Genomic DNA, 19395 nt, shown 5'->3' with positions numbered 1-19395 from the left:
TGTTTTTTATGACGAAACATTTTCGCTGACATAAGCGCTGAAAGCCGGAGGGCTTGTCTCACGTAATGAAGGCGCGCTTGACATTCGAATATCTCAGTCCCGACATCTCAAAAAGCAAATCCAGATGTAGATTTAAAAATTGAAGGGAGCAGACACGGATGCTTTACGGGCCTGCTGACGTGAAGACACTGTTTTGCGAATGTAACTTGATAAAACTGAGGTGACAGATATGAACATTCTTCAATACTCTTATAAAAAAAGAGGGAAAATTGAGTTTGTATTTGAAGATTGGCCTCACTCAAAAGTTACAATGGCTCCTATCAAAGGCTACTATTTTGTCCGCTTTATCAAATGGAGCAGCCTAGATCCAATCGTGACAAGAAATGACCTTGAAAAAATGGAGTGGGCTGCGAACCAATATTTAGGCACAGCCCCTTTCTATCGAAAACGGAAGGCATTTGAAACCCCATCGTCCCGAAAATAGGAGATGGGGCTTTTTAGCGGACGATGCGGAAAAGAGACGGAACATCCAGTCTGGTCGCCTGAGACAGAAGATAGGCTGACTGTAAGGCTCCTCTTCTCCTAAATGAATTCAGCTTATCAATAATTTGCTGTCCGTTTAAGATTCCAAGACCATGGGCAAAATATTTATCCTCCCCCAGTAAAATCACATTTTCGCCTCTCCATTGGGCTTTTTGCGGATCAAATTCAGGATTCTTAAAATACAAACAATCGCCAAGGAAAAAATGATGTCCTGTTTCTGTATATATCGGCAGTTTCTCATAATGCCAATCATATAAAATAATTCTGTCAAAGCTGGCATCGAATTTGTCTTCCCCGATTGTATCGATTAAGGCCAAGTAATAAATAACAACGATTGCGGTTGCGCATTCAAATGCGTAAAAAGGGCCGTTCTCTGCAATGTCCCGAATCGCTTTTGAAGGCGGCATTCTGTATTTCAGCTCTAAGGCACCCTCTGGTGAAACCCTCCAATACGCTGTATTCCCATATGTTTTCAAAAAAGTGGCAAACTTCGCCCCGCTTTTGTGCAGTGTCTTTGCCGCTGCGACAATATTCATCCGCAGTTTCAGCTCAAACATCAGTTCAGCAATTGAATGATAATCAAACTGAACAGGCGTCTCAATCATCTCTTTTAAGAGCGGATTCAGATTTTGATCAATCTGCCAATTTTCAATATCCTGGGGACGGAGCAATTGTCCTGATACAATAATCATGTTTAGCCCCCCTTGTTTTTTATAAGATATGCAAAGGGCTTGGGCAATGAAAGCTAAAAAGACTGAAGACTGCCAAAAAGAACTTCTTCCATTTTTTATTTTAAAACTTTTTTAAGCAGCCGATATATACTGTATCAAACCTGAAGGAGCAAGTAGACATGAAGACTTTTATCAATTGGCTGAAGAAACCGTCTATTTCAAAGAAATTAATCGTCTCATTTATTGCGATTCTCATTATCCCTATTCTGATATTAGAATTTAGTTCTTACCGAAGCGCCAGCGGAAAGCTGGATGAGGAAATGATGGGGAATGCGAAAAACAGTGTCGATACATTTAATACAACCGTTACAAATGATCTGGGAGAAAAAGCGAAAGCAGTTACCTTTTTCAGTGAATCTCTTAAAAGATCCGCATTCAAAGGAAAATCGAATCAAGAAGAGATCAAAGCTAAATTTTCACAATACGTATCTATTAATCAAGGCGTAGCCAGAATTTATGGAGGCGCAGATAACGGCACTTACGTACAAGCGCCAAAAGAGACATTGCCGGACGGATACGACCCTAGACAACGCCCTTGGTACCAGGATGCGATGAAGGCCGGCGGTGAAATTGTCGTGACAGATCCTTACGTGGCTGCGAGTGACGGAAGCATGGTCATTACCATTGCACAAGAGCTGAAGGACGGATCAGGCGTTGTCGCCATGGATATTACCATTGATAAATTGTTAGAACAGATGAAACAAATCAAGGTCGGAAAAGAAGGCTATGCTTTCATTGCAACAAAAAACAAAACCTACGTCGCACACAAGAACCATAAGGCTGGAGAAAAGCTGTCAGGCGACTGGGTAGCCAAAATGTATGCGAATGACAGCGGTGAGCTCAAGTACACTCTGAATAACGAAGATAAAAAGCTGACCTATACTACAAATGAACTGACTGGTTGGAAAATAGCCGGCACTATGTATATGGATGAAATTAAGGATGCCTCAAAGTCTGTGCTGGTAACGGGCATGATCGTGCTGATTGCCTCCATTGTGGCAGGCGGGATTTTAATTCTGTTTATTGTTCGTTCGATTACAAAACCGTTAAAACGTCTTGTTCAATCATCGAAAACGATCAGCAGAGGGGATTTGACCGAAACGATCGAAATTCATTCAAAGGATGAGCTAGGGGAGCTAGGAGAAAGCTTCAACGAAATGGGACAATCCCTCCGCTCTCTAATCAGCGCAATTCAGGACTCGGTGAACAATGTGGCCGCATCTTCCGAACAGCTTACCGCATCTGCCGGACAGACGAGTAAAGCCACCGAGCATATTACGATGGCGATTGAGCAGTTCTCAAACGGAAACGAAGAGCAAAGCGAAAAGGTTGAATCCAGCTCTCATCAGTTGAACTTAATGAATGAAGGACTCCAGCAAGTCTCGCAAACATCGTCAGATATTACAAAGGCGTCTATCCAATCAACGGAAATCGCCGGAACAGGTGAAAAGTTTGTGCAGCAGACAGTCGGCCAAATGAACTCGATTAATCAATCTGTTCAGCAGGCTGAAGCTGTAGTCAAAGGCTTAGAAGGAAAATCAAAAGACATTACAAGCATTTTGAGAGTCATCAACGGCATCGCTGACCAAACAAATTTGCTTGCACTAAACGCTGCTATTGAAGCGGCGCGTGCAGGAGAATCAGGCCGCGGTTTCTCTGTCGTAGCGGAGGAAGTGCGCAAGCTGGCTGTTCAATCAGCCGATTCAGCAAAAGAAATCGAAAAGCTGATCCAAGAAATCGTCGCAGAGATTGAAACCTCCCTTCACATGTTTAAAGAGGTTAATCAGGAAGTGCAATCGGGACTTGTTGTCACAGACAATACAAAAGAAAGCTTCCAGAGCATTTTCAGCATGACAAACGAAATCGCGGGCAAGCTGCAGACGATGAATTCCACCGTCGAGCAGCTGTCAGGCCGTTCACAGCATGTTTCAGCAGCAGTCAGCGGCATTGCAGACGTGTCGAAAGAAAGCTCGGCAAGCATCCAGGACATTGCCGCATCAGCTGAGGAACAGCTTGCTTCCATGGAAGAAATCAGTTCATCAGCGACCACTCTTGCGCAGATGGCAGAAGAGCTTCGCGATCTGACGAAACAATTTAAAATCGAGTAAAAACCGAAAAACAGCGCTGATCAAGGCGCTGTTTTTTCATGTGGTAAACATTAACAAAGTCCTAGTCTATACGGTGAGTTTTGAACTATTTTTCATTTTTACCTCTATTTTCAATGTAATTTAAAGGAAGTTCTGTCGATATAATTTGTAAATTATTGAAAGAAGGTTCAAAAGGAAATGAAAAAAACACTTACCACTATTCGCAGATCATCAATTGCAAGGAGACTTATCATTTCTTTCCTGCTGATCTTAATTGTCCCGATAACCGCCCTTTCGGTAAGCGCTTATCAATCAGCAGTTTCCTCACTTGATGTACAGATGACGCAAAGCGCCAAGGAAAACATTCAAATATTAGATCACATTATTGATGATAAAATCAGAACGACTGAAAAAAACCTCGCGTATTTTAGCGATTGGGCGACAGCAGATAAGTTTCAGGATAAAAAGAAAACAGAGCTGAAACAGGAATTTAAACAATTTATCCAAATGAATGATAATGTCGCTGCGGTATTTTCCAGCAGCAAAGACGGGGAATTCACACGTTATCCGTACGCTGACATGCCAAGTGACTTTAATGCTTTGGAAAGAGATTGGTACAAAGAAGCAATGGCTAATAAAGGCAAAACAATTGTCACTGAGCCTTATGAATCGATTTCATCAGGAAAAATGGTCGTCACCATCGCCCGTCAAACAGTGGATGGATCAGGCGTTGTCGCCATTGATATGAAAATTGACGACTTAGTCACTACCGCGAAAGGAATCAATATTGGAAAAGAAGGCTATGCTTTTATCTTGAGCCAAAACAAGAAAGTCATCGCCTACTCTGGAGAAAAAGCAGGAACAGAGCTAAAAGGGGACTGGGTTGATAAGCTTTACAAGGATAAAAGCGGAGACTTTGAATATTCGTACAAAGGCAAAAAGAAAAAAATGGCGTTTGCCACTAGCGAAACAACAGGCTGGAAAATCAGCGGCACGATGTATGCAAACGAGATTCACGATGCTGCAAGCAGGGTTCTGATCATGGCTTCAGTCGTTCTGGCGATTGCCATCGCAGCCGGAATGACGGCGATTTATTTTGTGATTCGATCCATCACAAAGCCATTGGGACGCATTGTCGCATCAGCTGAAAAAATCAGTGAAGGCGATCTGACCGAAACGATTGAAATCAATTCAAAAGATGAACTTGGCGTTCTGAGCGAGAGCTTCAATCATATGGCACACTCGCTTCGCTCGCTCATTCACGGAATCAAAGACTCAGTAGAACACGTTGCCTCATCGTCCGAGGAGCTGACTGCATCGGCAGACCAGACAAGCAAAGCCACTGAGCACATTACGATGGCTATCGAGCAATTTTCAAACGGGAGCGAAAGCCAAAGCGAGAAAATAGAAACGACAACTGAACAAATTAATGAAATGAATGACGGATTGGCAGAGCTGGCGCGGGCGGCCGCAGTGATTACAGAGACATCAGCAGATTCAACCGAAGTGTCAAGTAAAGGGGAGACACTCGTCCAGAAAACAGCCGGCCAAATGAACACAATTGACCATTCTGTAAAAGCAGCGGAACAAGTGGTGAAAGGGCTGGAGATCAAATCAAAGGATATCACAAATATTTTGCGTGTTATCAACGGTATTGCGGATCAAACCAATCTTTTGGCCTTAAATGCCGCTATTGAAGCTGCCAGAGCGGGTGAATATGGCCGGGGCTTCTCAGTCGTCGCTGAGGAAGTGAGAAAGCTCGCGGTACAGTCGGCTGACTCGGCAAAAGAAATTGAATCGCTGATCAGTGAGATAGTAAAAGAAATCCACACATCATTGAACGTGCTTCAGTCCGTAAACAAAGAAGTTGAAACAGGGCTTGTCATGACGGATGAAACAAAGCAGAGCTTCAAACATATCTCGCAAATGACCAATCAGATTGCTTCCGAGCTGCAAAACATGAATGCGACGGTTGAGGAGCTGTCGGCGGGAGCACAAGAAATTTCCGCAGCTTCAAATGATATCACAGCCATTTCTAAGGCAAGCTCGGACGGTATCCAAGATATCGCCGCTTCAGCTGAGGAACAGCTGGCATCCATGGAGGAGATCAGTTCATCAGCACTGACGCTTGAAAGAATGTCTGAAGAACTCCGTGATCTGACAAAACGATTTAAGGTAGATGCAGATAAAGAATAGGTCTAAAAGACTATCTATTTATGGGAAATTAGTTACTTTTGTTAAATTTCTTCTTTTTTGCTGTATATATTTACCCATTTCCAGCCGATATGAAGGGTAGCATAAAAAAGGAGAAATGAATGATGAAAAAAATACTCCAACTCATAAAACAAAGATCAATTACACGGAAGCTTCTCGTTTCCTTTCTGTCGATCCTCATCATACCGGTTGTCATATTGGCGATCTTTGCGTATCAATCGGCTAGCAGCTCGCTCGACAGACAGATGATGGGGAGCGCATTAGAAAATGTACAGCAATTAAACGAAATCATTACCACCAGCATCGGCGAAAAAGAAAACAGCGCTGCTTACTTCAGCGAATGGCTGACAAAAGAGAGATATAAAGCAAAAAGCAATGCAAGCATTGAAGAGAAATTCTCACAATATATCAGCATTAATAAAGATGTAGAGTCCATTTATACAAGTGACGAAAACGGACGATTTACCCGCTACCCGGATCTCCCGATGCCGAGCGGCTACAATCCAGTTGAACGCGACTGGTACAAAAAAGCGGTTGCGAATAAAGGAAAAGTCGTTGTGACAGATCCTTATAAAACCGCGTCTACAAATACGATGGTTGTGACAATCGCCCAGCAGACAAAAGATGGTTCAGGCGTTATCGCAATCAACATGACCATTGAAAATCTGTTGAAAACAACCAAAAAAGTCAACATCGGCACACAAGGCTACGCATTTATCATGACGAAGGACAAAAAAGTTGTCGCTCATCCTAATGAAAAATCAGGAACTGAATTAAAAGGCGACTGGCTCGATAAGATGCTGAATGCTGATAAAGGCGATTTTCAATACACCATGGACGGCGATAAGAAAAAAATGGCCTTTGACACAAACAAGTTAACGGGATGGAAGATCGGCGGCACCATGTATTTAGACGAAATCCACGAGGCAGCCCAGCCTGTCCTTCACCTTGCTTTAATTGTCTTGGCCGCAGCTATTATCATAGGGATTATCGTCATGACTTTGATCATTCGGTCGATTACAACACCGCTGAAACAGCTTGTCGGTTCCTCTAAGCGGATCAGCGAGGGAGATTTGACGGAAACCATTGATATTCGTTCAAAAGATGAATTGGGCGAGCTCGGCAAAAGCTTTAACAATATGGCGTCGTCACTTCGTTCTCTCATACACGCCATCCAGGATTCGGTAGACAATGTTGCCGCTTCCTCTGAGGAGCTGACCGCATCAGCTGCGCAAACGAGCAAGGCAACAGAGCATATTACATTGGCGATTGAACAATTTTCTAACGGCAATGAAAAACAAAACGAAAATATTGAAACGGCAGCAGAGCATATTTATCAAATGAATGACGGGTTGACGAATATGGCTCAAGCTTCTGAAGTCATCACAGATTCATCTGTTCAATCGACGGAAATTGCAAGTGAAGGCGGCAAGCTTGTTCACCAAACCGTCGGCCAAATGAACGTCATTGACAAGTCCGTTAAAGAAGCGGAGCAAGTTGTACGCGGATTGGAAACGAAATCGAAAGACATTACAAACATTTTGCGTGTGATTAACGGCATCGCAGACCAGACAAACCTGCTTGCCTTAAACGCGGCAATTGAAGCAGCCCGTGCAGGCGAGTACGGCCGAGGCTTCTCTGTTGTAGCGGAAGAAGTAAGAAAACTGGCAGTACAGTCAGCAGATTCAGCAAAAGAGATTGAAGGATTAATCATCGAAATTGTGAAGGAAATTAATACATCTCTCGGCATGTTCCAGTCTGTCAATCAAGAGGTGCAGACAGGACTTGATATCACAGATAAAACAGAAATGAGCTTTAAGCGCATTTCTGAAATGACGAACCAAATCGCCGGCGAACTGCAAAATATGAGTGCGACGGTTCAGCAGCTTTCAGCCAGCTCCGAGGAAGTATCGGGAGCGTCTGAGCATATTGCATCGATTTCCAAAGAAAGCTCAGCACATATTCAAGATATCGCTGCGTCAGCTGAAGAGCAGCTTGCTTCCATGGAAGAAATCAGCTCGTCTGCAGAAACCCTTTCGTCTATGGCGGAAGAGCTTCGCGATATGACTAACCGATTCAAAATCGAATAATAAGCCTTAACACCCAAGCATGTTGCGCTTGGGTGTTTTTTTTAGTTTTTTTATTAAACCTTTTATCCTAGTTGACGATATTAGATTTAGCTTAAAGGAGGAGTCAACAGGAATGGGAAAATTCATACAATGGATCAAACAGCCATCGATCAGCAAACCGCTAATCGCTGCGTTTCTGGCAGTGCTTATTTTGCCGGTTGGGGTTTTAGCATATTTCAGTTATCAATCAGCTTGGAACGCACTGGACAGGGAACTAACCAATAGTGCAGTGGGAAACGTTGAGGAACTCAATAGCACCCTGCAAAACAAATTGAATAATAAAGTGAAAGCAGTAGATTATTATAGTGAGACAATCGATAAAGACCTATTGCTAGGCAAAAACAAAACCTTACTGAAAGAGAAATTTAAGCAGTACACGACACTTAACGATGATGTAGGCGCGATCTATGCTGCTTCAGAAGATAAGAAGCTTTACAAATATCCGGACAGCGGTGTTCCGAAAGGCTTCGATCCGACAGGACGTGACTGGTACAAACAGGCCGTTGCGGAAAAAGGACAGGCTGTTTTCTCAGAACCGTATACTGATGAAGCAACAGGGAATACCGTTGTCACAATTTCAAAACAATTAAAAGACGGGTCAGGGGTTATAGCGCTTGATTTAAACCTGGATGAGGTGCTTACTGCATCACAGAGAATCAAAATCGGAAAAGAAGGCTATGCATTTATTACGACAGGCAACAAAAAATATATCGCCCATCCGACGATTAAGCCTGGGACAACCGGCTCCGGCGATTGGACAAACCAAGTATATTCCAAAAATGACGGCTCCTTTGAATATACATTCGAAGGCAAAGAAAAGAAAATGGCCTTTACGACAAATAAATTGACTGGCTGGAAAATCGCGGGCACTTATTTTGTCAGTGAATTGCAAGATGCTTCAAGCCCGGTGCTGAACACTGCGATTATCATTCTATGCGTGTCTATTGTAATCGGCGGCATACTCATACTCTATATTATTCGTGCCATCACCAAGCCATTAAGAAAACTTGTCTCGACGTCTGCAAAAATCAGCAGCGGCGATCTCACAGAAGTCATTGATATTCACTCGAAAAACGAGTTTGGCCAGCTTGGCGAGAGCTTTAATGAAATGTCTGCATCATTGCGTTCTGTAATCGGCGTTATTCAAGCGTCTGTCGAAAACGTCGCCTCATCTTCTGAGGAACTGACGGCAAGCGCAGCTCAAACGAGTAAGGCAACTGAACATATTACACTCGCCATCGAACAGTTCTCAGATGGCAACGAGGCACAAAGCGAGAAACTGGAAACAAGCTCAAACCACCTTTCTCAAATGAATCACGGGATTTCAAAAGTGGCACAAGCCTCTTCAACCATTACGAAATCATCGATTCAGTCCTCTGAGGCAGCGGGCAGCGGCGAGAAACTGGTGGAACACACAGTCGGCCAAATGAAAACAATCGACCAATCCGTTCAACAAGCGGAAGCGGTTGTGAAGGGCCTTGAAACAAAATCGCAAGACATCAACAGCATCTTGAATGTGATCAATGGCATCGCTGATCAAACCAACCTGCTGGCATTAAATGCTGCGATTGAGGCGGCAAGAGCGGGAGAATACGGAAGAGGCTTCTCAGTAGTTGCGGAAGAGGTCAGAAAACTTGCCGTGCAATCAGCAGACTCCGCCAAGGAAATTGAAGGATTAATTCAAGAGATTGTCAGAGAAATCAGCACTTCCCTTTCGATGTTCCAATCTGTGAATCATGAAGTGAAGGAAGGCTTGCAGATTACTGACAAAACAGCGGAAAGCTTTAAACAAATCTATGAGATGACAACCCAAATTTCCGGCGAATTGCAAAACTTGAACGCGACGGTTGAACAACTATCAGCCGGATCACATGAAGTGTCAAGTGCTGTTGAAGACATTTCTGCAGTGGCGAAAGAAAGCTCGGCAGGCATTCAGGATATCGCGGCTTCGGCTGAAGAACAGCTTGCGTCCATGGAAGAAATCAGCTCTTCAGCGGAAACGTTGGCAAACATGGCGGAAGAACTTCAGGACATTACGAAAAAATTTAAAATTGAATCATAATGAAACGAGAAAGCGGCATATTCTGCTGCTTTCTTTTTTTATTGAAAACAAAAATAAACAAAAATAATTCAAAAACAAACGAAGATCATATATAATGAAAACGGATACAAATAAAAGGGTATGGAGGAATATCAAATATGGTGAAGCATATATGGGATTCAGACCGAGCTGCAAAGCTGCCTAAAGGTGTAGAGGAATTGGTGTACAGGTCCAATTTGATCGGATCAGACCGCACTGTTTGCAACTGGGGCGGGGGGAATACATCTATGAAAACAACGGAAAAAGATTTTAGAGGCCGTGAAATAGAAGTCATGTGGGTAAAAGGAAGCGGTTCAGATTTGGCAACAATGAAAGCGCATAACTTTACCGGTTTGAAATTAGATGATATCCGCCCACTGATTGAAAGGGACCAAATGTCAGATGAAGAAATGGTAGATTACCTGTCTCATTGTATGATTGACAGCAAACATCCCCGCCCTTCAATTGAAACACTATTACACGCTTTTCTGCCATACAAGCATGTTGACCATACCCATCCAGATGCGATTATCAGCATATGCTGCGCAGATAATGGAAAACAGATCGCTGAAGACATTTACGGAAACCGGTTTGTATGGGTGCCATACGTCCGCCCTGGATTTGCTTTGTCTAAAATAATCGCTGAAGGCGTAGCGAACAACCCTCACGCCGAGCTTGTGTTAATGGAGAAACATGGCTTAGTCACTTGGGGAGAGACGTCTGAAACATGTTATCAAAAAACGATATCCATCATTCAAGAAGCCGAGCAGTATATTAACGACCGTATCAATCAGCAGGAGGTATTCGGAGGCAAAAGATATCAGCCGCTGCCGGAAGATCGCAGAAAACAAATATTGGCTGAGATCATGCCTGTGATCAGAGGAACTGTAAGTGAAGAAAAGAAACAGATCCTTTCCTATGATGATCATGACGACGTCTTGGAATTTGTAAACAGTGTTCAAGCGCCAGCACTTTCGCAAATCGGTGCGGCATGCCCGGATCACCTTGTTCACACAAAAAGGGTTCCGCTGTACATTGATTGGAATCCGGAAACTCAAGATGTTCACAAGCTTGCGGATCTGCTCAAGTCAGGAGTCGAGCGCTTTACGTCAGAGTATCAGGCTTACTTTACACGCAATCAGCAGGATGGGGATCAAATCTTTGAATCCGCTCCGCGGGTGATATTGATTCCTGGAATCGGAATGGTGAATACAGGAAAAAGCTATACCATGTCTAAAGTAAGCGGGGCCTTATATCGGAGGGCCATCGCCGTTATGAAAGGAGCAACAGCTCTGGGGCAATTTGTTTCTTTAAATGAAAATGAATCCTACCATGTCGAATATTGGCCGCTCGAACTATATAAACTTACGCTTGCCCCGCGGGAAGCAGAATTTTCCCGAAAAGTAGCGCTGATAACTGGAGGGGCTGGCGGAATCGGCAGTGCAGCATGCCGCCGATTTGCAGCTGAGGGAGGGCACGTAATCGCAGCTGATCTGAATATAGAAGGTGCACAGAAAATTGCCGGGGAAATAAACGATGCGTACGGAGAAGGGCGTGCAATGGCTATCAAAATGGATGTGACAAAGGAAAAAGACGTACAGTCAGCTTTTGAACAAGCGGCACTTGCTTACGGCGGCATTGATATCGTCATCAATAATGCCGGGCTGGCCACATCAAGCCCATTTGACGAAACAAGTCTAAAAGAATGGAATCTTAATATGAATGTTTTAGGAACAGGCTATTTCCTTGTAGCCCGTGAAGCGTTTAAACAGATGAAACAGCAAAATAGAGGCGGAAGCATGGTATTTGTCGGATCGAAAAATTCGGTTTATGCGGGGAAAAACGCCTCTGCCTACAGCTCGGTTAAGGCGCTTGAAACCCATTTAGCAAGATGCATTGCTGCAGAAGGCGGAGAATTCGGCATTAGGGTCAACTCCGTTTTGCCGGACGCGGTTCTTCAAGGATCGGCAATCTGGGGTTCAAGCTGGCGTGAGGAACGAGCCGCGGCGTACGGGATTGAACCGGATCAGCTGGAAGAACATTACCGGAAACGGACTGCATTGCTCGTCAATATTTACCCGGAGGATATTGCCGAAGCCATTGCATTTTTCGCTTCTTCTAAAGCCGAAAAAACAACGGGCTGCATGATTACGGTAGACGGCGGCGTCCCTGCTGCTTTTACGCGTTAGAAATATGCTATGATAAAAAATATAAGATGGACTACGATATGAGGAAGGGCGTTACTGATGCTAGTAGCAGAACGGCAGCAAAAAATAGTGGAAATAGTGAATGCGCGTTCAAGCATCCGCGTTGCCGAATTAAGTGACATATTTTCAGTCACAGAGGAAACCATTCGGCGTGATCTTGAAAAGCTTGAAAAAGAACATAAACTGAGCCGGAGTCATGGAGGAGCGGTCAGTATTCAGCAGAAGGAATCAGAAATTCATTTTTCTGAACGGGAAATCACAAATGTCATCGAAAAAAAAGCCATTGCTCACGAAGCGGCCAAATATGTAAAAAACGGAGACCGAATTATTCTCGATGCAAGCACAACCGCCTGGTACATGGCGAAAATACTCCCTGACATTGAACTCACCGTGATTACAAATTCAATGAAAGCAGCCATTGAACTCAGCAATAAAAAAAACATATCAGTCATTTCAACAGGCGGCATTTTGCTGGAAAAATCATTATCATTTGCCGGCCCGTTAGCAGAACGTTCACTTGAGACCTATCATGTCAATAAAACCTTTCTGTCATGTAAAGGATTTGATGTAAACAACGGGATGAGTGACTCAAATGAGTGGCAGGCGCTGCTCAAAAAACGGATGATCGAAAGGTCGGACCAGACCATTTTGATGGCCGATTCAAGCAAATGGGGGAACCGCGAGTTTTCACATATCGCCTCGCTGCAAGATATCAGCCGCGTTATTACAGATTCTGGACTTGATCCGGCATCGGTAAAAGCTCTTGAGGACAAAAAGGTGAAGGTGACAGCTGTTCCTCTTCCGAAGAGAGGGTGAAAGAATGATTTATACTGCCATTGATATAGGCGCATCAAGCGGGAGAATCATGGTAGGTGAACTAAAGGAAGGGAAGCTTGACATACAAGAGATTCACAGATTTGCTAACGGTTTTAGTCAAAGAGACGGGCATTGCTTTTGGGATATTGATCATTTGCTAAAACAAATCCTGCAAGGACTGCAAAAAGTAAAAACGCTTGGATATGAACACTGCACCATTGGCATCGATACATGGGCAGTTGATTATGTCTTGCTGGATGAAAAAGGAAATCGGTTGCGCGAAGCAATATCCTATCGTGATAGAAGAACAGATCATACAATAGACAAACTGGAACATACCCTCTCGAAGGCTAAAATTTATCAAAAAACAGGAATACAATTTCAGCCTTTCAACACGATCTATCAATTGTATGAAGAAGACCGTGAGCTGCTCAAAAAGACAGATAAAATTGTGATGGTTCCTGATTATTTAGGCTATTGTTTAACCGGAAAAGCTGTAACAGAAATCACGAATGCGTCCACAACACAGCTTTTAAACGTCTCAACGGGAAAGTTTGATCCTGAATTGCTTGAAGCCGTGTCTGTTTACGAACAGCAATTTGCCCCGTTGACTGAACCGGGGTATGAGCTCGGGAAGCTAAGAAATGACTGGTTTCCGGATTATGATCTCCCGGCGTGCAAGGTGATGACAGTCGCAACACATGATACGGCCTCGGCCGTCATCGCGGCGCCTGGTGTAAGTGATGGCTGGGCGTACATCAGCAGCGGAACATGGTCGTTAATCGGGATTGAAAACAAAACACCGATAATAACTGATCTGGCTTTGAAAAACAACTATACAAATGAACGCGGCGCAAACAACACCATTCGCTTTCTCAAAAACATTATCGGCATGTGGGTGATACAAGAAGTAAGACAGCAATTACAAGCAGATTACTCTTTCCAGCAGCTTGCAGAAGAAGCCGAAAAAACAGAACCATTCCAGCAATTTATAAACTTAAATGATAAACGCTTCCTCAATCCAGAAAACATGATAATGGAAATACAGCATTATTGCAGAGAAACCCGCCAAAAGATTCCCCGCACTGCAGGTGAACTTGCCTGCTGCATCTACAGCAATTTAGCCATCATCTATGCGATAGCCATCAAAGAGCTGGAAACGATCACAGAAAAACCGATCGAGCAGTTTCATATCATCGGCGGCGGAGCCCGGAATGATTTCTTAAATCAATTAACGGCAGACATGAGCGAAAAAGCAGTATACGCAGGGCCCGTAGAGGCAACCGCCATAGGAAATCTGCTGATGCAAATGATTGCTGCCAAAGAAGTCAAAGACATAAAAGAAGCCCGGCAAGTCGTCAGAAATTCCTTTCCGATCAAAGTGTTTACACCCAAAGACATTGACAGAAGCACGATCATTCAGTCATTTCAGCAAACTGTTTTGAAAGCGCTATCTAAATAATGAAGAGGTGACAAAGTTTGAAAAGAAAAGCCAGTATCATGTTTGTCCATCAAGACAAGTACGAAGAATACAAGCAGCGGCATGATGACATTTGGCCTGAAATGGCAGAAGCACTCAAAGCTCATGGAGCCCACCATTATTCCATTTTTCTAGACGAGGAAACAGGCCGGCTTTTTGCATATTTAGAAATAGAGGATGAAGAGAAATGGAGAAAGATGGCGGACACGGAAGTTTGCCGGAGATGGTGGAAAACGATGGCGCCCTTAATGAAAACAAATTCGGATTTCAGTCCTGTTTCGATAGATCTAAAGGAAGTTTTTTATTTGGATTAAAAAACTGAAATAAGGGAGAGAGCTGCATGACCATAAAAGCCAATTATGACAGTGCAAAACAGGCATATGAAAAATGGGGAATTGATGTTGAAGAGGCGCTTCGGCAATTAGAGCAAGTGCCCATTTCAATCCACTGCTGGCAGGGGGACGACATTGAGGGCTTTGAAGTAAATAAAAGCGAGCTTTCAGGCGGAATTGATGTGACCGGCAATTATCCCGGAAAAGCGCAAACGCCTGAAGAATTAAGAAGAGATTTGGAGAAGGCTCTTTCCCTCATTCCCGGAAAGCACCGTGTGAACCTGCATGCGATTTACGCAGAAACTAACGGGGAAGAGACAGCACGTGACGAGTTGAAGCCGCAGCATTTTGAAAACTGGGTAAAATGGGCAAAAGATTTAGGGCTAGGTTTAGATTTCAATCCGACCTTGTTTTCGCATGAGAAAGCGGCTGATGGACTCACCCTTTCACACCCCGATCCGGATATCAGAGAATTTTGGATCAGGCATTGCATCGCGTGCCGCCGTATCGGAGAATACTTCGGGAAAGAATTAGGCACCCCTTGCTTGACGAATATTTGGATTCCCGACGGCTATAAGGATGTCCCGAGTGACAGGCTGACACCGCGTAAAAGATTAAAAGAATCACTGGATCAGATTTTCGCAGAAGAGATCAGTGAACAACACAATCTCGATTCAGTTGAAAGCAAGCTGTTCGGGCTTGGTTCTGAATCATATGTTGTCGGATCTCATGAATTTTATTTCGCCTATGCTCTGACGAATCATAAGCTTTGTTTACTTGATACAGGCCATTTTCATCCGACTGAGACGGTATCAAACAAGATCTCGTCCATGCTGCTATATACAGACAAGCTTGCTTTGCACGTATCTCGGCCAGTTCGCTGGGACAGCGACCATGTAGTGGTTTTGGATGATGAATTGAGAGAAATCGCTCTTGAAATTGTGCGTAATCAGGCTCTTGAGAAGGTCGCTATCGGTTTGGATTTTTTCGATGCCAGCATTAACCGTGTAGCGGCCTGGACCATCGGAACGAGAAATATGATCAAAGCTTTATTGTATGCCTTGCTCCTCCCGACCGGCTATTTAAAACAATTGCAGGAAGAGGGCCGCTATACAGAAAGGCTGGCCCTGATGGAGGAATTCAAAACATATCCTTTCGGAGCCATCTGGGATTCCTACTGTGAACAAATGGGCGTGCCGGTAAAAGAGGCATGGCTGCATGACATCAAAGAGTATGAACAAGAGGTGCTTTTAAAAAGGAAGGCGTCTTCTCCGATTGCCTAATAAAAAATCCGCCGCGTCATTTGTACGCGGGCGGATTTTTTTAAGCATGATCAGCAGGGTACACAATCCCCATTTGCTTTCTTGCTTCTTCCATAATTTTTGCGGTGATCAAAGACCGTTCAAATGTATTTTCTTCAGATTCCTGCTTATTCTCTTTTATGAGCGTGACAAATTCTTCTGCTTCGTAGAACATCGCCGGTTTAGGATCAGGGATCGCAATGTTTTCAAGGCGGCCGTCGCGGTAGCGGATTTCAACACGTTCAGGCCGGTGAATCATATCAATTACAATCGTTCCGTCTTCACCTTGGATTTCCGCCGGGGCATAGGAAGTAGAGATTTTAGAATGCAACAGAACAGCTTCGAACCCATCGTAAGACAGAATGACAGTTCCCTCTCCGTCCACTCCGGAAGATAACGCATATCCGTTTGCTTTTACATCCTTCGGCTCGCCAAACAGCACAACAGCCGGATAAATACAATAGACGCCAATATCCATTAATGACCCATTGGAAAGCTCAGGCTGAAACGCATTCAAAACAGTTCCGTTTCTGAACGCGTCATACCGTGAGGAGTATTGACAGTAGCTTGCGGTAAATCTGCGGACAGTGCCGATTTTATGCAGATGTTTTTTCAGCTCTTTGAAATTCGGCAGGAAAGTGGTCTTCATCGCTTCCATGAGGACAACGCCGTTTGCCTTAGCCGCTGAGATCATCTCTTCTGTTTCTCTTGTATTTGAAGCAAACGGCTTCTCACAAAGCACATGCTTGCCGTGGTTCATAAAGAGTACGGCTTGTTCCTTGTGAAGAGCGTTCGGGCTGGCTATGTATACGGCATCAAAACAATTGCTCTCCGCCATTTCCTGAAGGTCTGAGAAGGTATGCGCAGCATTGTGTTTAGCAGCAAACTCAGCAGCGCGTTCAGCCGATCTTGAATAAACGGCAGTCAGCTGAAAATCTTCTATATCCGCTGCTGACTCAAGAAAGCGGTCTGTAATCCAGTTGGTTCCTATTATCGCAAAACGTATCACTCGTATCGCTCCTTTTGCATGATATAGCTAAATTATAGCTTAAAAAGAACAAAATCACATGATAGAGATAAATAGAATGTGACAACAGAGAAAGCTTTTCCAGCAATTAACGGTTTTTATTTTTCATTATAGGGACGATAGTGTACAATTTAATTAAACTATGTATGACGGAGGAACGATAGTGGAGACGTTGCAAACATGGAGCGGCAGATTCAAGCGATTCTTCTTGGACAATAAGTTTGTTTTATTTTTGCTTGTGCTGCTGCTGATTGGTTTAAATATTCTTGTATTTACAAAAACATCATTTATTTTCACCCCGATTATTGTTCTGCTCAAAACAATTTCACTTCCGATTATTTTGACAGGCATTGTTTTTTATCTGTTAAATCCAGTCGTCGATTTCCTGGAGAGAAGAAGAATAAGAAGAATCTATTCTATATTGCTGTTATATCTATTGATTATCGGGCTGATCACGATCACAATCGTGTCCATCATCCCCTTTTTAAAAGAACAAATTATGAGTTTGATTGACAATATCCCGAGATATGTCGACGTCGTAGAAGACCAGACGAAACAGCTGATCGGCAGCAACTTCGTCAATCAGGCCCAGCAAACGATGAACATTAATATATCTGATCTCGCGACAAAGGTTTCGGACCAGGCAGCGACAATCGTAAACAGCACCTTTACCGGTGTTGGGAATTTTATCGGCGCGCTGACTGAGATTATCATTTCGATCGTCACGGTTCCGTTTATTCTTTTCTATTTGCTAAAAGACGGAAAAAAATTACCGGTCTACATACTGAAGTTTGTGCCGACTCGATTGAAAGAACAGACATATACAGTCTTAAGTGAAATGAATCATCGGTTAAGCTCTTATATCAGAGGCCAGATCATTGTCAGCTTCTGTATCGGGTTTTTGCTGTTTATCGGTTATTTGATTATCGGCTTGGATTATGCTTCATTGCTCGCAGTCATTGCGGCTTGTACAAGCATTGTTCCATATTTAGGGCCAACGATTGCCATTACGCCTGCAATTATCATCGCCATAGTGACATCGCCGCTCATGCTGCTTAAGCTGGTGATCGTTTGGACCATTGTTCAGCTGATTGAAGGGAAGCTGATCTCTCCGCAAATTATGGGGAAAAACCTTCACATCCACCCGATCACGATTATATTTCTGCTGTTAACAGCCGGCAAACTGTTTGGTGTTGTTGGAATCATTCTTGCCATTCCGGGCTATGCAGTCGCCAAAGTCATTACCACACATTTATTTGACTGGTTTAAAATGCGGTCACATTTATACGACGAAGAAAAAAATGAAAATATGCCGGGTCATAAAGTGTGATTTTCGTTTATAGTTATATAAGACGGGCTTTCCATTTATGGGAAGCTCCCGTTATGTAAAAAAATAAATGTCTAATGGGGAGAATCAAAATCATGACTCTATGGGAATTGTTTGTAGCCGCCATTTTAGGAATCGTAGAAGGATTAACAGAGTACGCGCCGGTTTCTTCGACAGGACATATGATCATAGTAGACGACATCTGGCTTAAATCAAGTAATCTGATGTCAGAAGAAGCTGCTAATTCATTCAAAGTAGTTATTCAGCTAGGCTCCATTTTAGCAGTAGCTATCGTGTTTAAAGACCGTATTTTAAATTTACTCGGCTTGAAAAAAAATATTACAAGCGACCAGAAGCAGGGACATAAATTAAGCATTGCCCAAATTGCTGTCGGGCTCGTTCCAGCTGCTGTTCTTGGCTTTTTGTTTGAAGATTACATTGATGAATATTTATTTTCCGTTAAAACTGTGGCCTTCGGTTTAATCGCCGGGGCAATCCTGATGCTTTTTGCTGACTGGGTGAATAAGCGGAAAGCAGCGACAGACACCCTCGACCGCATTTCCTATAAACAGGCGATAGCAGTCGGCTTATTCCAATGTCTTGCCCTTTGGCCGGGTTTCTCACGTTCAGGTTCAACCATTTCCGGAGGTGTTATTCTCGGGTTAAACCACCGAGCGGCAGCCGATTTTACGTTTATTATGGCGATGCCGATCATGATGGGGGCAAGTTTTCTGAGCCTTGTGAAGCATTGGGACAGCTTAAGCTCGGATTTGATGCCGTTTTTCATCGTCGGCTTTATCTGTGCCTTTGTTGTCGCTTTGTTTGTCGTCCGTTTCTTCTTAAGACTGATTAATAAAATCAAACTCGTCCCATTTGCAATCTATCGAATTATTCTCGGTGTGATTTTACTTTTAATCATGATGTAAGTCGAAAAATAAGGCTCATCCCGAGCCTTATTTTTTCTGTCAATTCAAGAGGAAACAGCTTGTTTTTCAAAAAAAAATCATCTATAATAAACATGACGTTACATACGGGGCCATAGCTCAGCTGGGAGAGCGCTACGCTGGCAGCGTAGAGGTCAGGGGTTCGAGCCCCCTTGGCTCCATACCTGTAAACCCTTA

General features: G+C 43.5%; 14 protein-coding genes, 1 tRNA gene and 1 pseudogene. 14 read left to right on the top strand and 2 right to left on the bottom strand.

All coding sequences use genetic code 11. From position 1 onward, the window contains the following. Nucleotides 1-229: 229 nt before the first annotated feature. Nucleotides 230-484: a hypothetical protein gene (locus BFW96_RS18185; RefSeq protein WP_069840224.1), complete on the top strand. Its 255-nt coding sequence runs from the start codon at nucleotides 230-232 to the stop codon at nucleotides 482-484. 13 nt (nucleotides 485-497) lie between these two features. Here BFW96_RS18185 and BFW96_RS18180 read toward each other — a convergent pair whose 3' ends face one another. Next, the gene (locus BFW96_RS18180; RefSeq protein WP_014665152.1) at nucleotides 498-1235 is read right to left on the bottom strand and encodes a protein-glutamine gamma-glutamyltransferase; all 738 of its coding nucleotides are present in this window, start codon (nucleotides 1233-1235) and stop codon (nucleotides 498-500) included. 158 nt (nucleotides 1236-1393) lie between these two features. Between BFW96_RS18180 and mcpB the strand changes: the two genes are divergently transcribed. The 10 genes and pseudogenes from mcpB (at nucleotide 1394) to rhaA (ending at nucleotide 15902) form a co-directional block, all read left to right on the top strand. Continuing rightward, nucleotides 1394-3382 carry a methyl-accepting chemotaxis protein McpB gene (gene mcpB, locus BFW96_RS18175; RefSeq protein ID WP_014665151.1) on the top strand — a complete coding sequence of 663 codons (1989 nt, stop codon included), beginning with the start codon at nucleotides 1394-1396 and terminating at the stop codon, nucleotides 3380-3382. A 177-nt stretch (nucleotides 3383-3559) separates the two neighbouring features. Next, nucleotides 3560-5557, top strand: coding sequence for a methyl-accepting chemotaxis protein TlpA (gene tlpA, locus BFW96_RS18170; RefSeq protein ID WP_069840223.1), 1998 nt, complete (start codon nucleotides 3560-3562; stop codon nucleotides 5555-5557). A 119-nt stretch (nucleotides 5558-5676) separates the two neighbouring features. Beyond that, a pseudogene (mcpA, locus tag BFW96_RS22135) lies at nucleotides 5677-6720 on the top strand (methyl-accepting chemotaxis protein); the annotation flags it as partial. Continuing rightward, nucleotides 6715-7665: a methyl-accepting chemotaxis protein gene (locus BFW96_RS22130; RefSeq protein WP_370881213.1), complete on the top strand. Its 951-nt coding sequence runs from the start codon at nucleotides 6715-6717 to the stop codon at nucleotides 7663-7665. The pseudogene mcpA and the gene BFW96_RS22130, both read left to right, overlap by 6 nt. A gap of 112 nt (nucleotides 7666-7777) precedes the next feature. Then, a complete protein-coding gene (locus BFW96_RS18160) occupies nucleotides 7778-9766 on the top strand; it encodes a methyl-accepting chemotaxis protein (RefSeq protein WP_069840221.1) in 1989 nt (662 codons plus the stop codon). A 137-nt stretch (nucleotides 9767-9903) separates the two neighbouring features. Further along, nucleotides 9904-11973, top strand: coding sequence for a bifunctional aldolase/short-chain dehydrogenase (locus tag BFW96_RS18155; RefSeq protein ID WP_069840220.1), 2070 nt, complete (start codon nucleotides 9904-9906; stop codon nucleotides 11971-11973). 57 nt (nucleotides 11974-12030) lie between these two features. Beyond that, nucleotides 12031-12807: a rhamnose catabolism operon transcriptional regulator RhaR gene (rhaR, locus tag BFW96_RS18150; RefSeq protein WP_069840219.1), complete on the top strand. Its 777-nt coding sequence runs from the start codon at nucleotides 12031-12033 to the stop codon at nucleotides 12805-12807. 4 nt (nucleotides 12808-12811) lie between these two features. Further along, nucleotides 12812-14269 (top strand): rhamnulokinase, encoded by a 1458-nt coding sequence (gene rhaB / locus BFW96_RS18145; RefSeq protein WP_069840218.1) that lies wholly within the window; start codon nucleotides 12812-12814, stop codon nucleotides 14267-14269. 17 nt (nucleotides 14270-14286) lie between these two features. Then, nucleotides 14287-14601 (top strand): L-rhamnose mutarotase, encoded by a 315-nt coding sequence (gene rhaM / locus BFW96_RS18140; RefSeq protein ID WP_069840217.1) that lies wholly within the window; start codon nucleotides 14287-14289, stop codon nucleotides 14599-14601. 26 nt (nucleotides 14602-14627) lie between these two features. Continuing rightward, nucleotides 14628-15902 (top strand): L-rhamnose isomerase, encoded by a 1275-nt coding sequence (gene rhaA, locus BFW96_RS18135; protein ID WP_069840216.1) that lies wholly within the window; start codon nucleotides 14628-14630, stop codon nucleotides 15900-15902. A gap of 40 nt (nucleotides 15903-15942) precedes the next feature. Here rhaA and iolU read toward each other — a convergent pair whose 3' ends face one another. Then, the gene (iolU, locus tag BFW96_RS18130; RefSeq protein WP_069840215.1) at nucleotides 15943-16929 is read right to left on the bottom strand and encodes a scyllo-inositol 2-dehydrogenase; all 987 of its coding nucleotides are present in this window, start codon (nucleotides 16927-16929) and stop codon (nucleotides 15943-15945) included. Nucleotides 16930-17110: 181 nt separating this feature from the next. Between iolU and BFW96_RS18125 the strand changes: the two genes are divergently transcribed. The 3 genes from BFW96_RS18125 to BFW96_RS18115 all read left to right on the top strand — a co-directional run bounded on the left by BFW96_RS18125 (nucleotide 17111) and on the right by BFW96_RS18115 (nucleotide 19379). Continuing rightward, nucleotides 17111-18277 carry an AI-2E family transporter gene (locus BFW96_RS18125; RefSeq protein WP_040082005.1) on the top strand — a complete coding sequence of 389 codons (1167 nt, stop codon included), beginning with the start codon at nucleotides 17111-17113 and terminating at the stop codon, nucleotides 18275-18277. A gap of 92 nt (nucleotides 18278-18369) precedes the next feature. Beyond that, complete coding sequence (locus tag BFW96_RS18120; protein ID WP_014665140.1) at nucleotides 18370-19200, top strand: undecaprenyl-diphosphate phosphatase; 831 nt, start codon at nucleotides 18370-18372, stop codon at nucleotides 19198-19200. Between the two features lie 106 nt (nucleotides 19201-19306). Next, nucleotides 19307-19379: transfer RNA gene (locus BFW96_RS18115), tRNA-Ala, on the top strand. Nucleotides 19380-19395 lie beyond the last annotated feature (16 nt).

Origin of the sequence: Bacillus sp. F56, assembly GCF_001748205.1 — a bacterium.
Classification (GTDB): Bacteria; Bacillota; Bacilli; order Bacillales; family Bacillaceae; genus Bacillus; species Bacillus stercoris.
Note: the sequence above shows the minus strand (reverse complement) of the source record. Positions and strands in the feature narration are given on the sequence as shown.

What these genes read in the sequence shown, in the direction of transcription:
- BFW96_RS18180 (WP_014665152.1), bottom strand. Translation starts at nt 1,235, where the DNA reads ATGATTATTGTATCAGGACAATTGCTCCGTCCCCAGGATATTGAAAAT.
- BFW96_RS18185 (WP_069840224.1), top strand. Translation starts at nt 230, where the DNA reads ATGAACATTCTTCAATACTCTTATAAAAAAAGAGGGAAAATTGAGTTT.
- rhaR (WP_069840219.1), top strand. Translation starts at nt 12,031, where the DNA reads ATGCTAGTAGCAGAACGGCAGCAAAAAATAGTGGAAATAGTGAATGCG.
- BFW96_RS18155 (WP_069840220.1), top strand. Translation starts at nt 9,904, where the DNA reads ATGGTGAAGCATATATGGGATTCAGACCGAGCTGCAAAGCTGCCTAAA.
- rhaA (WP_069840216.1), top strand. Translation starts at nt 14,628, where the DNA reads ATGACCATAAAAGCCAATTATGACAGTGCAAAACAGGCATATGAAAAA.
- rhaB (WP_069840218.1), top strand. Translation starts at nt 12,812, where the DNA reads ATGATTTATACTGCCATTGATATAGGCGCATCAAGCGGGAGAATCATG.
- BFW96_RS22130 (WP_370881213.1), top strand. Translation starts at nt 6,715, where the DNA reads ATGGCGTCGTCACTTCGTTCTCTCATACACGCCATCCAGGATTCGGTA.
- mcpB (WP_014665151.1), top strand. Translation starts at nt 1,394, where the DNA reads ATGAAGACTTTTATCAATTGGCTGAAGAAACCGTCTATTTCAAAGAAA.
- BFW96_RS18120 (WP_014665140.1), top strand. Translation starts at nt 18,370, where the DNA reads ATGACTCTATGGGAATTGTTTGTAGCCGCCATTTTAGGAATCGTAGAA.
- tlpA (WP_069840223.1), top strand. Translation starts at nt 3,560, where the DNA reads ATGAAAAAAACACTTACCACTATTCGCAGATCATCAATTGCAAGGAGA.
- BFW96_RS18160 (WP_069840221.1), top strand. Translation starts at nt 7,778, where the DNA reads ATGGGAAAATTCATACAATGGATCAAACAGCCATCGATCAGCAAACCG.